General features: G+C 39.0%; 15 protein-coding genes. 7 read left to right on the top strand and 8 right to left on the bottom strand.

The window, feature by feature from the left end; genetic code table 11:
- Positions 1 to 129: 129 nt before the first annotated feature.
- Entirely contained in the window at positions 130 to 813 is a 684-nt protein-coding gene (locus QNI22_RS05075) for a hypothetical protein (protein WP_314509541.1), read from the top strand.
- A gap of 46 nt (positions 814 to 859) precedes the next feature.
- Here QNI22_RS05075 and QNI22_RS05070 read toward each other — a convergent pair whose 3' ends face one another.
- Complete coding sequence (locus QNI22_RS05070) at positions 860 to 2,158, bottom strand: amidohydrolase (protein ID WP_419836220.1); 1,299 nt, start codon at positions 2,156 to 2,158, stop codon at positions 860 to 862.
- A gap of 202 nt (positions 2,159 to 2,360) precedes the next feature.
- Entirely contained in the window at positions 2,361 to 2,639 is a 279-nt protein-coding gene (locus tag QNI22_RS05065) for a hypothetical protein (RefSeq protein WP_314509540.1), read from the bottom strand.
- 147 nt (positions 2,640 to 2,786) lie between these two features.
- Between QNI22_RS05065 and QNI22_RS05060 the strand changes: the two genes are divergently transcribed.
- The 3 genes from QNI22_RS05060 (at position 2,787) to QNI22_RS05050 (ending at position 4,565) form a co-directional block, all read left to right on the top strand.
- Positions 2,787 to 3,191 carry an SGNH/GDSL hydrolase family protein gene (locus QNI22_RS05060; protein WP_314509539.1) on the top strand — a complete coding sequence of 135 codons (405 nt, stop codon included), beginning with the start codon at positions 2,787 to 2,789 and terminating at the stop codon, positions 3,189 to 3,191.
- 62 nt (positions 3,192 to 3,253) lie between these two features.
- The gene (locus QNI22_RS05055) at positions 3,254 to 3,460 is read left to right on the top strand and encodes a hypothetical protein (RefSeq protein ID WP_314509538.1); all 207 of its coding nucleotides are present in this window, start codon (positions 3,254 to 3,256) and stop codon (positions 3,458 to 3,460) included.
- Positions 3,461 to 3,482: 22 nt separating this feature from the next.
- Positions 3,483 to 4,565 (top strand): hypothetical protein, encoded by a 1,083-nt coding sequence (locus QNI22_RS05050; RefSeq protein ID WP_314509537.1) that lies wholly within the window; start codon positions 3,483 to 3,485, stop codon positions 4,563 to 4,565.
- A 17-nt stretch (positions 4,566 to 4,582) separates the two neighbouring features.
- On the opposite strand, the gene QNI22_RS05045 is transcribed toward QNI22_RS05050, so the two are convergent.
- The 5 genes from QNI22_RS05045 to QNI22_RS05025 form a co-directional block, all read right to left on the bottom strand.
- Positions 4,583 to 7,003 (bottom strand): TonB-dependent receptor, encoded by a 2,421-nt coding sequence (locus tag QNI22_RS05045; RefSeq protein ID WP_314509536.1) that lies wholly within the window; start codon positions 7,001 to 7,003, stop codon positions 4,583 to 4,585.
- 149 nt (positions 7,004 to 7,152) lie between these two features.
- The gene (gene rpe, locus QNI22_RS05040) at positions 7,153 to 7,818 is read right to left on the bottom strand and encodes a ribulose-phosphate 3-epimerase (RefSeq protein ID WP_314509535.1); all 666 of its coding nucleotides are present in this window, start codon (positions 7,816 to 7,818) and stop codon (positions 7,153 to 7,155) included.
- A 61-nt stretch (positions 7,819 to 7,879) separates the two neighbouring features.
- Positions 7,880 to 8,281, bottom strand: a complete 402-nt coding sequence (locus QNI22_RS05035; RefSeq protein ID WP_313984885.1) for a hypothetical protein — start codon at positions 8,279 to 8,281, stop codon at positions 7,880 to 7,882.
- Positions 8,282 to 8,341: 60 nt separating this feature from the next.
- On the bottom strand, positions 8,342 to 9,703 hold the full coding sequence (locus tag QNI22_RS05030) for a hypothetical protein (protein WP_314509533.1): 1,362 nt from the start codon (positions 9,701 to 9,703) through the stop codon (positions 8,342 to 8,344).
- 146 nt (positions 9,704 to 9,849) lie between these two features.
- Positions 9,850 to 10,356 (bottom strand): SixA phosphatase family protein, encoded by a 507-nt coding sequence (locus QNI22_RS05025; RefSeq protein ID WP_314509532.1) that lies wholly within the window; start codon positions 10,354 to 10,356, stop codon positions 9,850 to 9,852.
- 394 nt (positions 10,357 to 10,750) lie between these two features.
- On the opposite strand from QNI22_RS05025, the gene topA reads away from it, so the two are divergent.
- Positions 10,751 to 13,174, top strand: coding sequence for a type I DNA topoisomerase (gene topA / locus QNI22_RS05020; RefSeq protein WP_314509531.1), 2,424 nt, complete (start codon positions 10,751 to 10,753; stop codon positions 13,172 to 13,174).
- A 50-nt stretch (positions 13,175 to 13,224) separates the two neighbouring features.
- On the opposite strand, the gene QNI22_RS05015 is transcribed toward topA, so the two are convergent.
- Positions 13,225 to 13,776, bottom strand: coding sequence for an HD domain-containing protein (locus tag QNI22_RS05015; RefSeq protein WP_314509530.1), 552 nt, complete (start codon positions 13,774 to 13,776; stop codon positions 13,225 to 13,227).
- A 92-nt stretch (positions 13,777 to 13,868) separates the two neighbouring features.
- On the opposite strand from QNI22_RS05015, the gene QNI22_RS05010 reads away from it, so the two are divergent.
- Positions 13,869 to 14,558: an SIR2 family NAD-dependent protein deacylase gene (locus QNI22_RS05010; RefSeq protein WP_314509529.1), complete on the top strand. Its 690-nt coding sequence runs from the start codon at positions 13,869 to 13,871 to the stop codon at positions 14,556 to 14,558.
- Positions 14,559 to 14,661: 103 nt separating this feature from the next.
- Entirely contained in the window at positions 14,662 to 15,348 is a 687-nt protein-coding gene (locus tag QNI22_RS05005) for a DNA alkylation repair protein (RefSeq protein ID WP_314509528.1), read from the top strand.
- Positions 15,349 to 15,394: the final 46 nt, after the last annotated feature.

Below are 15,394 nucleotides of genomic sequence, written 5' to 3'. Positions count from 1 at the left end.
TTCGTAAATCTGTTCTTTTTTAAAAGAATTTTAAAATGATTTTAATCACTATTTCCGTATGGCAGCAAAATTGCTATAAGTTTTCTACAGCTTTATTAACAACTAACACACTCAATTTTTAACGTTTTTATGTGCAAAAAGATCTTTTTACTACTATTAGTTTCTAGTTCATTTATTCATTTACTTGTTGCTCAGCAACATAAAGATAGCCTAAGAGCCAATAAAAGAAGTTATATTTCCTTAGGGCTGGGTATTAGTCGTGGTGTAGGAAAGTTTGGGCTAAGCGAATCCGTTAGCCAGAGAGATGGGTTTGCTTTAACTGGTCTGAATATGCAGCTGGAACGCGTAGTGTTTGGAAGCCATAACGCAGGCTTTGGACTCACAGCAGGACGCTTTACCAATGCCTTGGATGGCGATATGTATGTAAGTGGTTTTTCTGGAAAGCCTAAGATTTCAGATGCAAAACCATGGCGTACGTTGTATCTGATGACCGGACCTTATATTACCATCCCTACTCGTTATATTGACATTGATTTTAAATGTGTAGGTGGATTCTTATTTGTCAAACGCCCAAGTTTTACACTTACCTATCCTGATCAGAGCCACTCAGATTATACATCCTCTTCATCTCAGGCTAGTTTTGGATTGAATATGGGGTCAAATATTCGTTTAAAAATGTCTGATAAAGCCCAGTTTAAGATAGGAATTGATTATATAACTAGTACGGCAAATATTAAGGATGATAATTCTTCATTTAAGCAAAAGCTTAATGTATTTAATGTATCCTGGGGATTTGTGTTTTTAATGAATTAGTCGGATGCCCAGTTCAGGCCTGAAGTCTGAACTGGGTATTATTACTTTACTTTTTGGCTTCCATATAATCCAGTGCCATAAAGCAATAGGCTTTTACACCTGTTTTCATGCCGCTTTCATCAATAAAGAAATCCGGGGTATGGTGTGCTCCTGTTTCCAGTACATTCTTGCCTTTAGGCATTCCTCCGACAAAGACGAAAACACCTGGTACTTTTTCCTGAAAGAAAGAAAAATCTTCGGCACCTGTTACTGCTTTGGTTAAAGAAACATTGTCTTTACCAGCTGCTTTAACCAGACTTGGAACTGTTTTTTCTGTCAGTTCTTTGTCATTGAATGTAATCGGGTATTCACGATGGATATCTACAACTGCTGTTGCGCCTGCACTTTCCGCAATATTTGTAGCAGTTCGGGTAATGCGTTCATGAATGGAGTTCTGCATATTGGCATCTAGCGTACGTATAGTTCCTTCCATCTTGGCTTCTTCCGGAATGATATTGCTACGTACTCCACTATGCAGCGACCCTACTGTAACAACAGCTCCCTGATTGGTTAGGTCTATCTGACGGCTCACAATGGTTTGTAATCCCATAATAATCTGAGAAGAAACAACAATCGGATCAACACCCAACCAGGGATAGGCTCCATGTGATTGACGGCCTTTCACTGTAATATTCAGGATGTCTACAGCTGCCATTGTGCCTTCCGGACGGTATTTGATCTTACCTACTTCTGTTTGCGCATTGATATGAATACCAAAGATGGCATCCACTTTAGGGTTTTCCAGTACACCTTCTTTGATCATTAATTTCGCTCCGCCTTCTTCTCCACGTGGTGCTCCTTCTTCTGCTGGCTGGAAAATAAATTTAATAGTTCCTTTGATGTCTTTACGCATACTGGTCAGGATCTCTGCAGCTCCTAACAACATCGCCATATGTGTATCGTGTCCGCAGGCGTGCATGACAGGTACTTCCTGTCCATTATACTCTGACTTTACTTTTGAAGCAAATTCAAGAGGTGCTCTTTCTGGTACAGGTAGCCCGTCCATATCGGCTCGCAATGCTACCACCGGACCTGGTTTTCCCCCTTTCAGAATAGCTACTACGCCTGTTTTAGCTACTCCTGTTTTTACTTCTAATCCTAGAGATTTTAATTTTTCAGCAACAAATTCTGATGTTTTAAATTCCCGGTTGCTTAATTCGGGATTCTGGTGAAAGTGTCGACGGTAACTGACTACTTTTTGTTCAATCTGGTCAGCCATGCTTTCAACATGGCCCTTATAGGTCTGGCCTGACACTTGAAATGCCATTGCTCCACTTAATAGGGTTAGTAAAATTGTTTTCTTCATTGGTTTTGTTTGGTTAGGAAAAAGGTCTGGTAATTATATTCACTAAATTGAAATTTGCTGCCATAAAATATACAGAAGCATAGTTGCACTTTTTTATCTCTTTCCGACACTAGTTTATTCAGATACAAAAACATCCTCTATGAATTCTCTATAGTTGGCGGTAATTTCATTAAGCTTGGATTGAATATTGGTTTAAAAGTATTTATACGATATTTCTATTTGTCAAACCTGATTTTATTGGAATTTTATTTTCTGCTTCTCTTGTTTTTGTGAATATATGTATTGCGCAGAAGAACACCAAAAAGTCCAAAACGAAATTTTTCAGAGCAGACAATGTCAATATACAATACACAGGACGAATCGATTTTTCTAATTCTTCAACGCCGAGGTTCTGGGCTGCTGGAGTGTATGGAAAGCCCGGTTTCAGAGAACCGCTTGTCATGTTATTTTGAATGATGAAGTATTGTGGGGCAATAATCATAATTACCTGGCTATAGTGATTGATGACAAGGCTCCTATATGATTGCAGATGAAAGGAAAAACAGATATTATTCGTGTGGCAGAGAATCTCTCAAAGGGTACACATACGATCACAATCTGTAAAAGCACGGAATGAGGCATTGGGTATTTGGAATTGGTTGGATTGTTGTGTGAAGATGTATTGACTCTTCCTGCAAAGCCAGTTCGTAAATTGGAATTTATCGGAAACTCAATTACCTGTGGCACAGTTAGTGATGTGTCTGAAATTCTTTGTGATAAAAATCAATGGTATGATCTGCACAATGCATATATGGCGTATGGTCCACGTACCGCCAGTGAACTGAATGCACAATGGCATCTGACATCTGTATCAGGTATTGGATTGATCCACAGTTGTTGTAATATGGATATTGTTATGCCACAGGTGTTTGATAAAGTAAACCAGCGAGCCAATGCTGGGATTTTAAAAACTATACGCCAGATGCAGTTATTATTTGTCTGGGTCAAAATGATGGTATTCAGGATTCGACCGCCTTTTGCAGTGCTTATGTGAAGTTTTTGGGTACTATACGGAGCAAATATCCGAAGGCAAGTATCGTCTGTCTGACTAGTCCTATGGCTAATGAAGCGTTAACGGTTGTGCAGCAAAAGTATCTGACTGATGTTGTCGATTATGTGAATTCCAAAGGTGATAAGCAGGTGTACAAATATTTCTTCACAAAAAGCCGGAACAAAGGCTGTGGCGGCCATCCGGAATTATCAGAACATGGTGAAATTGCTCAGGAGTTAACTGTATTTTTAAAGTTAACCCTAAATTGGTAATTTCCGAAAAATATGTTTTATAATGATAAGGTTTATTGTCTCTGTTGTTCTTTATAGTTTATTGATAGTGTTTTTATTATTAGTCTGGAACACTGTTAGTTTTGTTCTTGAAGCACTTTGGGGTAATCTGGGAAAGATTATATATGTAAGTGGCTATGCTATTTTGTTTTTGGGATACTTATTCCTAATGCGTCTGCAAATAAACAAACAGCAGAAAATCTTTTTATTCTTATGTATATGGCTGGGCTTTCCATCTGTTACAAGTAAAGTAACAAACTCTGGTTTTTTTATCAGATGTGATACCAGAGTAATAAACTCCACAGATCATCACAGGAAGCTAGAGATAGCACCATATGGTGTGAGTGCACTGAACCTGATATTTCAGAAGTATAGTAGTTGTGATAGTAATGAGGTATATCGGTTTGCCAATCCTTTACTTATAGGTAAAAGCCTTATCTTCCAAATGCATTTTATTGTATTCGTCCTGATCTCTATTGGTATGAGTTTAGATTGGAGGCATAAAATGAACGATAAGATAATAGTGACCGACATTTTACTAGCTAAACTAAATAATCGAGTCAGGCTTTTTTATCTTTTTTGTGGGATAATCCTCATAGGATGGATGCTTGTAGTTTCTCTGTTTTTTTGTTTAGGTATAGAAAGATTACTGGAGTATAAGTTTGCACTTTTTCTTTTTCTGTTGTATGCAGTGATATGGATTGGACTTATCTATGCTCAAAAAAGAATGCATGTGATACTTCTGTTAATGGGATTGGTAGGGAGTTGTCCTACCATTAGTACATTTAATGTAAGCGGAACTATAGAGTTTTCCAACTGTTACACGGATTCAGAACGGACATATACAGAGACTAATCCATATAGACTTTTATATGTAACTACTTTCACTGGTAGTATTGTAGATTTAATCTATGGAATTCAGAAAGGGTGTAGCTCTGAACATCGGAAGTTCTTGGATTTGAATTTTACGAACAGCGCAGAAACTATTACAGAACGGCTAATACATGTTTTGTCGATTCTGATAAGTGCTTATTGTCTGTATTTAATCTCATCATATTGGTTACAAAAATATCCCAAGGCTGTCTGATAAATAAGAGCAGTATTCTATTTTTTAGGATCTTTTACTCTCACAATCACCCGAAAATTAAGGAAACGGGCTGAAAGTGCGTTCGGTACTGCATACTGACGTTCATTGACATCTGTAACCCAGTTGTATGACATGACATTTCTTGCTCCTAAGGCATTAAGCAATTCTGCTCCTATCCAGATAGAATCTCCAAATTTGCCAATTCCTTTGCTTGTTGAGCCAAAAGCAATAATCTTTGAAAATCCAATATCCAGTCGGCGATAGGGTGGGGCATGAAGAGCTGAACGATAGTTCAGATTTTTAGGTGGGCCAAATGGTAATCCAGTACCTACAATGGTATTGAGATATACTCTCCATGAAGGATTGCCTGGCAAATGATCCTGGAAGAATACAGCCAACGTAACACGCTGATCTGTTGGACGACGCACATAACCAGTTTGATCAAAACCCAGATCTTCTTTGGTTTGCATAATACCCAGACTGAACCAGGATTCTGCTCCTTTGATGAATTCGCCACTAAACCGAAAATCTGCCCCTACAGCATATGCGCGGGTATCATTATTGGCATAATACCGTAATCTGACATTGTCTACATCATAAGCAACCGCATCCCAGAGATTTTTATAATACAGTTCAGAGTTGAAAACAAATTCACGTCCCCACATCTGAACGGTCTGTCGCATACCTGCAATAAGATGGAGTGAACTTTGTGCCTTCAGATTCAGATTGAGATGTCCCAGTTGGTCACGTAACTCCCGGTATAAGGGAGGTTGCCTGTAAATGCCGGCTGCAAATCGTAATGTTGTTTCTCTTACCCAGTTGGGTGTAAATGCATATTGAATCGACGGACTTACCAGCCACTGCTTATTTACAGACCAGTAGCCAATACGGGCTCCATAGGTCAGTGTGTGTTGATTGTCTTTGGAATACGAGTGTTGCAGATAGCCATTCCATCTATTGGAAGATAGTGCAAGATGAGTAAAAAGAGTATCCCGGAACATAGCATAATCCGCTGAGTCAGCAAAGGAATACTGATTGAGTTCATCTGTGAACGATTCCCGGTTATAACGTATACCCCATTCAATGCGATTTCGAGGGTTCATTTCATAAGTTGCCCGATGTTCCAGTGATAGTATTCTGCCATTGAGTTGGTTTCGGGCATATTTGTATTCACTGCCTACTCCAACAGTTCCTATGCATTGTTTGTAGGTTGGAGAACTAGGATCCAGATCTATTTCACACAGCCGATAAGCACTTTCTGTATCATAGAACTCACGCTCACTGGTATTCATTGCAGATCCAATAAAATTCAGTGTTAGCTTATCACTGGGACGATGGGTAAATTTAAGACCACCTTGTCCCAGATCATAGTTGAGCAACTCCTGGCCTGCATAGGCTACATACAGTCTGAGTTGTTGTGAAAATGTACCAAAGGTTGTTTCTTGGCTTACAGGTCGGGTGAGATAGCGATTACGACCATAGGAAAGTAATAGACCTATCTCAGATTTGGGAGCAAGAGAATCTGTCTTTTTATTTCCTAGGACATACCTGAAATAACCTTGTATATCTGTAAATGCAGGTAAGTATTCACCTTTCACTTCAAGTGTGTTCAGCAGGTACTGCGACTGTTTGCGTCGTACCCCTACTGTATAGCTTAGTTTTTCTTTTAAGGCAGTACCTTCTGTATGTAGTGAGCCTCCCAACAATCCCAGTGTAACAGATCCTTTGGTTTGTGTAGGTTCATTGTAAGCTACATTCATCACAGAGGAAAGCTTATCTCCATATTTGGCTTGCCAGCCACCTGAGGAGAACTCAACGCTTTTCACCAAGTCGGGATTGACAAAGCTTAAGCCTTCCTGCTGGCCTGACCTGGCAAGAAAGGGGCGGTATACTTCAATATTATTTACATATATCAGGTTTTCATCATAGTTTCCACCACGCACTGAATAGGTAGAAGAAAGTTCGTTGTTACTAACTACTCCTGGCAGGGTTGCCAGAATCTTATTAAAGTCTCCGAAAGTCGAAGGTAATGTTTTGACATCCTGAGGTTTGATTTGTACTATACTAACCTGCATTCGTTGGTCATTTCGGGTAGTAACCTTTACTTCATTGAGCTTCTGAACTGCAGCTTCAAGCACAATAGTTATCTCTCTTATTTCACCTGAGCGTAATTGAAGTGTAAGTCGTTTTTCCTGATGATTAATAGACCGAATTTGTAATACTAGATCCTTGTTGGCAGGTATATCTGATAACTGAAAGTATCCGTTTTCGTCAGAAGAAGAGCCTAGATGCAGATTTTCCAAACGAATGGTAGCGCCTGGTATTGGTTTATCAAGTGTATCTTTAATCCATCCTTTGATTTGTGTGTGTTGAGCGGTTGCGTTCTGTACCAGTAGCAGACCAGATAAAAAACAGATAAGAAAAAAGAACAGACGCATTCGCAAAGACAAAATGATGCAGGACAAGACCAAGTGTTGGAATTACAGTAAAAGCCAATAGATCAGTGTTTCAAACTGACAAAAAATCTATCGGACTTACAAACAATAATACAGGGAAATTACAACATGTGAGATTTTACTTGAAAATATTATACTATTTTCGGTAAGGAAGCATGTTTTAATTTGTGAATAGTTGCAATTGGATCAGAAGAACTAAATACGAAATTGCCTGCTACCAATACATCCGCTCCTGCAGATAATAAATAAGGTGCATTCTCAAGGTTAACTCCTCCATCAATTTCAATTACTGCTTTGGCATTACGACGCAGAATAAGGTCTTTCAAATGTGCTACCTTTTCATAGGTACGCTGAATAAATTTTTGCCCTCCAAAGCCTGGATTTACAGACATAATCAGAATGATATCAGCCTCTGTGATAATTTCCTCGAGCAGATGTACAGGAGTATGCGGATTTAAGGCAATACCTGCCTGACAACCAGCAGCCTGGATTTGCTGCAGTGTACGATGCAAATGGGTGGATGCTTCATAATGAACGGTGATGTGATCAGCTCCGGCCTGGGCAAAAGACTCAATATACCGTTCAGGTTGAGTGATCATTAAATGAACATCAATAGGTTTTTGAATATAAGGGCGAATTGCTTCCAGAATAGGAAAACCAAACGAGATATTGGGTACAAATACACCATCCATTACATCAAAATGGAGCCAGTCTGCTTCACTCTGGTTTACCATGGTTACATCACGTTGCAGATTGGTAAAGTCTGCTGCCAGCAAAGAAGGAGCAATAAAATGCATAAGTCAAATAATTAAGCTTACCGGCACATTTACTAATTGATATGCCAGGTAAGCCATATTGTTACTTTTTAGAAGAAGGAAATATGGTTCCGTATTTACTATTTTTCATCAGTTTGCTTAATACAAAACCCAGAATGATATAAACCACGAAAACAATGGCTGTACTGATATAGTTTACCTGAGAAAATTTAGATTGCAGGTTTGGTGCAATTTTATCCGAAACGACAAACATATTGTACAAAAAGAAGGCTGCACCTGCTACAAACCAGATGATAAAAAAAGCAGCACGACGTTTGCCTGCATCCTGAGGATCTTTTCCGCCTTCCCATTTGATCAGATTGGCTACAACCCAGGATAATCCGATAAAAATAACAGCTGCAATGGCAGCAAACATATATGTTTCACTTGCCAGATCTTCTAACTGACGAGGATTCCGAATCGTAATAATTTGAGCAAGAAGCATAGTTTAGTGTAAGAGTGAAGTGATAGAAATAGCAATCAATAGTTTTCTAAATCTGTGATTTTATTTTTCCAGCTCTACATAATAAGTATAGACTACCCTATCTTTCAGGTTAATGCGTGACAACGCTTCTGTGAGGCTGCTGGCTAAAGAAGGAACCTCAAATCCACGGGCATCTGTCCATTTCAGTGAAGATAGCAGATTGTTATCAAATTGTGGTTTGGCTTCTTTGATAGATACATCCACTTTGTAAAGCGTACGAAATTCTACACCTGTAAAGTTTTCGTGTAGTTTTAAACCAACCTCTTTTTTCTTTGTATCAAAATCCAATACAAAAATGTCATCAGATGCACCTGGCGCGTTATAACTGTATTTTTTAGGTTTTTCACCCTCTACCGGATTCACTGCGTCATAGTAGTTCTGGTACTCGCTGGTAATATCATATACTTTTGCTTCCAGTTGCAGATCCGGATAATTTACAGGGGCATTTGCCAGAAACAGATTTTTCAGAAAACGAGTGTCTTTTTCGCTGTACTCAGGAATTTTAAACAAATCTTTTTGCTTGAACATATAGTATTCAAAGATTGGGAAATTTACCTGTACCATATCCGGTACAGCATTTTCAGTTGCTCCACCTTCATTCGCTTTGTCTTTGTATTTGTTTGTTAGCGCAATATCTTCTGCTGAAAACCGAAAATGTTTTAAACGACCTTGTTTCTCTTGAAGACGGTTAACCAATGCCGAAGGTTCATGGATCAGTGCTTTGGGTGTAAATACCAGAATATAAATGTGCTGGGTCTGGGTTTGAGGTACCCAGGAATTTTGTTTGGTGAATGGTTGAGCAAACACATCAATGGCATTGCCTTGTTTCAGCCAGTTTTCAAACTCATTCACTGCCCAGGTAGAAATGTCGATGCTAGTGCGGAATGTTTTTCCATTTTGTACAATCTGCAATTCCTGTTTGCCTTTTACCAGTTCGAAGTCTGTAATAAATACAGCAGTGCGATTATCCTGGGTGATCTGACGGATAGGCTCATCAAGTACCGAACGGGTTTCTGTATAGTTGCTTATGTTCCAGGGAATATTTTCGGTAGCATTAATATTGATTCTGGGTGGAATATCATTTGTGCCTGCCTTGAAATAAACAGTTTTTGGACTATTCACAATCGTCAGTAAATCCTTGATAAAATCCATAGAGGACATCATTCCTTCATGCATCCCTTTGGAATAATCTATGTATACAGAGATAGAATCCGAAGCCACAGGAGCTTCTGATTTGGCTACATATTGGGTATGAAAAGGGGTAAGATCTTTGGATTCAACGACAAAGTTTGTAGGATCACTGGAACAGGAAAATGTTCCATATACCAGGAAGGCAGAGGCTATGTAGTGAATAATCGATCGTGAAGAAGATTGTCGTACCATGAAGTGAGATAGTAGATTTGTTGAATAGTTGTAGTTTACTAAAATAGCTGATATTTGCAATAATACCAGTCAGGTAAATACGATGCATTACTTACCTGACTAGTAAATGGGATAATGTGTGAAAGAATCGCTTCCTTTTTTGTAGCTTATAAGCTATTTAATTTTTCAGGATATTCAAACCATGCCATTTTTCCGGAACCACCTGTAATTTCTACCCATCGTTGGTTTTCAAAGATTACATGAACGACTCCACCTGTTGGTATGCTTCCTATATCATCATGTGTGAGATATTCTGCCAGATAAGTTTGTTTGGGATTGTGTGCTACAACCATAGCGGATTTTTTATCTTCTGGAATAGCACTTATCATTTCAATGAAAGATTGTAGGGCATATTCTTCATATAACGCATTCTCAACAATTATTTTTTCCGTATCATATCCTAACTGCTCTGCCATATATTGAGCTGTTGAAAGGGCTCGTATTGCGGGACTGGCAAAAAGCAGATCTGGACTGACTCCCAGTTTTTTTAGATGCCCTCCCATTTTACAAGCTTCAATGACTCCAGATGAGGATAATTCACGGTCAAAATCACGCTGACCAGCTGCCCCAGAAACTGCCTGGGCATGCCGTACAATAAAAAGATGTTTATTCATAAAGTCTGAAACAGAACGCCAAGTAATACAATATCCTTCAAATGAGAAAAATCTTGCATTAAAATTTTTATGCAGAAAGATGTTTCCCCAAATGCTGTATTTGTCATATATATATAGTGTAAAATATTGCAAGTCTGGTAGTTACATAGATATGTTCTACCATAGATGTTTTAACGGAAATTGTGCAAATTTGGCATTCAAAAAAAATAAGCTTTAAATTTATTGTTGGATTTCAGGTATTTTACGTTGTTTTAATGCTGCATTGATGTAAACCTAATGGTTCCTTTTGGTGTTAGCCTGATTATTTAGTAAACACAGGTACCATAAATTTCTGGTAATTTCATCATTACCCAATACCTGAAAATATATAAATATATAACGAAATAAATTGAGTATGACCAAAAATTTAGTCATTGTAGAATCGCCCGCAAAGGCCAAAACGATTGAAGGGTATCTGGGAAAAGATTTCACTGTAAGATCAAGTTTTGGTCATGTGCGTGATTTGCCTGAGAAAGGAATAGCCATTGATGTGAAAAATCATTTTCGGCCTACTTACGAGATTAACGATGATAAAAAGGACCTGGTTAATCAGTTGCAGCAATTAGCAGCAGATGCAGAGGTAGTGTGGCTGGCAACTGACGATGACCGGGAAGGGGAGGCTATTTCCTGGCATTTGAAAGAAGCTCTGAACTTACAGGAAAATAAAACCAAACGAATCGTTTTTCGTGAAATTACTAAAAATGCCATTCTAAATGCTATTCAGTCACCAAGAAGTCTGGACTTGGATCTGGTAAACGCCCAACAGGCACGCCGGATTCTGGATCGTTTAGTGGGATATGAATTATCACCTGTGCTCTGGAAGAAAATCAAAACGGGATTGTCAGCGGGAAGGGTACAATCGGTAGCAGTGCGGTTGATTGTAGAGCGGGAACGTGAGATTGAAGGATTTGAAACAAAATCTTCTTATAAGGTTTCAGCTTTATTTCAGGTAGAAAAAGGGAAGACTCTAGTCGCGGAATTACCTAAAAATTTTGACACGGAAGCAGATGCACTGGATTTTTTGAATCGATGCCTGAATGGAGTTTTCAAGATAAAAAATCTGGAGACCAAACCTGCAAAACGTACACCTGCACCTCCATTTACCACTTCTACATTGCAACAGGAAGCAAGCCGGAAATTATATTTCTCGGTTTCCAAAACAATGATGATTGCTCAGAAACTGTATGAGTCTGGTAAAATTACCTATATGCGTACGGACTCAACCAATCTGTCCGAAGAGGCTTTGACAAAAGCAGCAACTGAAATTACAAATAGCTTTGGTAAGCAATACTTACAAACACGCCGTTTCAAAACTAAATCAGACTCAGCTCAGGAAGCACACGAAGCTATTCGTCCAACTGATTTTAGTGTTAGTTCAATCAATGATTCACGGGATGAGCAACGTTTGTATGAACTGATCTGGAAACGTGCAATTGCTTCTCAGATGGCAGATGCTCAGTTAGAACGGACAACAGCTACTATTTCTATTAATTCACCTGCCAATGGAGTCTTAAAAGAAGAACTGATCGCCACAGGAGAAGTAATCAAGTTTGATGGTTTCCTAAGAGTGTATATTGAGTCTACTGATGAGGACGATGAGGAAAACAAAGCAATGCTTCCTCCGTTGACGATTGGTCAACAATTGCAACTGGATAATATGAAAGCTGTTCAACGTTTTTCTCGTCCTGCTGCACGGTATACAGAAGCGAGTCTGGTAAAGAAGCTGGAAGAGTTGGGTATTGGACGTCCTTCTACGTATGCTCCAACTGTCTCTACTGTTCAGCAGCGGGGATATGTGGTGAAAGAAGATCGTGATGGAAAAGAGCGTTCGTATAGAGAGATTACGCTGAAGAACAATAGTATTAGTACAGATTCAAAAAAAGAAATATTTGGAGCAGAAAAAGCTAAGTTGTTCCCAACCGACGTAGCAATGATTGTGAATGACTTTCTGGTACAATACTTTCCAGATGTTATAGATTTTAAGTTCACAGCTACTGTAGAGAAGGATTTTGATGAGATTGCGCAGGGTCGAATGATCTGGGAAGAAATGCTGGAAAAGTTCTATGATGGCTTCCATCGCAAGATTGAGAATACAGATGAGATACAACGATCTTCTGTTGGCAAGTCACGCTCGCTGGGCACACATCCGGAAACAGGTGAGCCTGTTTCAGTAAAACTTGGCAAATTTGGACCGTATGTCCAGATTGGAGAAATGGAGGATGATGTAAAGCCACGTTTTGCCAGTCTGAAAAAAGGCCAGTTTATGGAACGGTTGAGCCTAGAAGAAGCACTGGAATTATTTAAGCTTCCTCGTGAAATTGGTAGTTATGAAGACAAAGTAATGAAAGTAGCTATTGGCAAGTTTGGTCCTTATATCCAGCACGATGGCAAATACTATTCGTTGGGCAAGGAAGATGATCCCTATAGCATAGATGATGAAAGAGCTATTGTGATTATTCAGGCAAAACGAAAATCAGATGCTGAAAAATCGATAAAGGAATTTCCAGGCAATCCGGATGTGAGGATCTTGAATGGCCGTTTTGGACCTTATATTGCTATTGGTAAGCAGAATATAAAAATACCGAAAAGCAAAGATCCAAAAAGTCTGACCCTGGAAGAATGTCTTGAATTGGCAAAAGAAGCTGATAGCAAGCCTAAAACAGGTCGTTTCGCCAAGAAAGGCGCTGCTGCAAAAACAACAACAAAAGCAGCCACAAAGACAACAAAAGCTGCTGGCGAGAAATCAACTTCCAAAAAGTCTACCAAGACGAAGAAATAAATCATTTTAGACTCTTTAAACCAGAATCAGTGAATTTTCATTGATTCTGGTTATACTACCTCAAGATATTGGTTGTAAGAATTGATTTTCTTCTTTAGTTGTTCTTCAAGATAGAGATTACAACCTCCTAGCGTCTTTAATATTAATTGTGCCTCATTCTGATAGGCTTTTCGTTGAGAGTTAGACCACAGTAGTGGATTCTGGCGCAGGTTATCTATGCGATCTGCCATTTTTACCATTCGAATTTCAACAGGTTGTCTTAGAATTCGCTGCAAACTATCTGGAATCTGTTCTGCTTCTGGTAATAATGTATTACGTGTCAGTGCTGCAACTCCTTTTGCTACTTCTGTCCCAAATAGGGCCTCTACTTCTGTATATGATACAGGTGTATCTTCCAGTACATCATGCAACAGGGCGCTACAAACCAGTAAGTCTCCATTCAAAGAGTGACTGGATGAATATGTCAGTGCAGTGACTACTTCCATACAGACATTAGCCAGATGAGTGACATATGGAATTGTACTTCCTGGCATAAACTGAGCATGGTGTGCTTCTCCGGCAAAATTCATTGCCTTATAGTAGATCTCTTCTGTAAAAAACATACACTTAGACAAAGAAGTTATTCAAGAAATAATTACCGATATTTGTAATCCAAAGGTAGGTCTTCTGCCTGTATTTTTAACACACCTATACTATGAAACAGAAAATTGTTGTACTGACCGGTGCCGGAATCAGTGCAGAAAGTGGAATTGCTACATTTAGAGATTCCAACGGATTATGGGAGGGACATGATGTTATGTCTGTAGCATCCCCTGAAGGATGGAAACGTAATCCTGGATTGGTGCTTGATTTTTACAATCAACGCCGGAAACAAGCTAAGACCGTAGAGCCTAATGCGGCTCACTATGGATTGGCTAAGCTTGAAGAGAAGTATAATGTGGTTATTGTAACACAAAACGTAGATAACCTGCACGAAAGAGCCGGATCGACTAAGGTAATGCACTTGCATGGAGAACTATTTAAATCACGCAGTACAGTTGATCCTTCACTTGTCTATGAGATGGATGGATGGGAAATTAAGCTAGGAGATACCTGTGAGAAAGGATCGCAGTTGCGTCCGGATATTGTATGGTTTGGAGAAGCAGTACCTCTAATAGAAAAAGCTGTAATTCAGGCTTTGTCAGCAGATATATTTATGGTGATTGGTACCTCTTTGGTTGTGTATCCGGCTGCAGGTCTAATCGACTATGTACCTATTGAAGTTCCTAAATATGTCATAGATCTTAATATGCCTTATGTTGCTCCACGTCCTAATCTGCACCTGATTGAGGCGAAAGCAAGTGAAGGTGTAACCAAGCTGGTAGAAGAGCTAATGAGCAAATAACTCTACTGATAGTGACATCGTAAATGTAAAGTTAAATTCGACAGGGCTATAACCTATTTAGTGTGTAGTCCTGTTTTCTTTTGCTGACAATCATAATTATTACATGGATATTTTTGAAGGATATATCTATCCATTGACAGAACGCTATCAGAAACAGAGGAACACTGCATATGCTCAGGCTATGAGCCAGTATATGAGAAATCAGTTTGAATTTTTTGGAATCAAACATCCACAACGGCGAATACTTGATAAGCAGTTTATCAGAGAGTATGGACTACCAACGAAGGTAAATCTGGAAACAATTTTGCCTGAACTATGGCAGCAAACTGAGCGGGAACTCCAGTATTTTGCCATAGACCTGGCTGCTTCCTGTAACTATTATCGACAGGAAAGTTCTCTTGATCTAATCGAAAAAATGATTATACAACGATCCTGGTGGGATACTGTTGATGCTGTTTCTTCAGGGCTGGTAGCGCCTTACTTTCGCTATTTTCCAGAGAAAATGCATACTATAGCTTATCAATGGATTGCTTCTGAGAACACATGGTTACAACGAGTAGCTATAACTTTTCAACGGAAATACAAAAAGCTGACTGATCAGGAATTGTTGTTTGATCTGATCCGTCTGCGTGCTGATTCAAAAGAATTTTTTATTCAAAAAGGAATTGGATGGGCTCTACGCGAATATGCATATACAAATCCTGAAGTAGTTCGGGATTTTGTTTCAGTACAATGTATGTCGAACCTAAGCAAGCGAGAGGCTTTAAAACATATAGGTGGAAATTGCTAAAATCCAAGGCTACCTGTTTTTGATTGTAGTAGCCTTGGATTTATAT

It is taken from the genome of Xanthocytophaga agilis, assembly GCF_030068605.1.
GTDB classification, from domain to species: domain Bacteria; phylum Bacteroidota; class Bacteroidia; order Cytophagales; family 172606-1; genus Xanthocytophaga; species Xanthocytophaga agilis.
The sequence above is the reverse complement of the archived record's forward strand: the minus strand, read 5'-3'. Positions and strand labels throughout refer to the sequence as shown.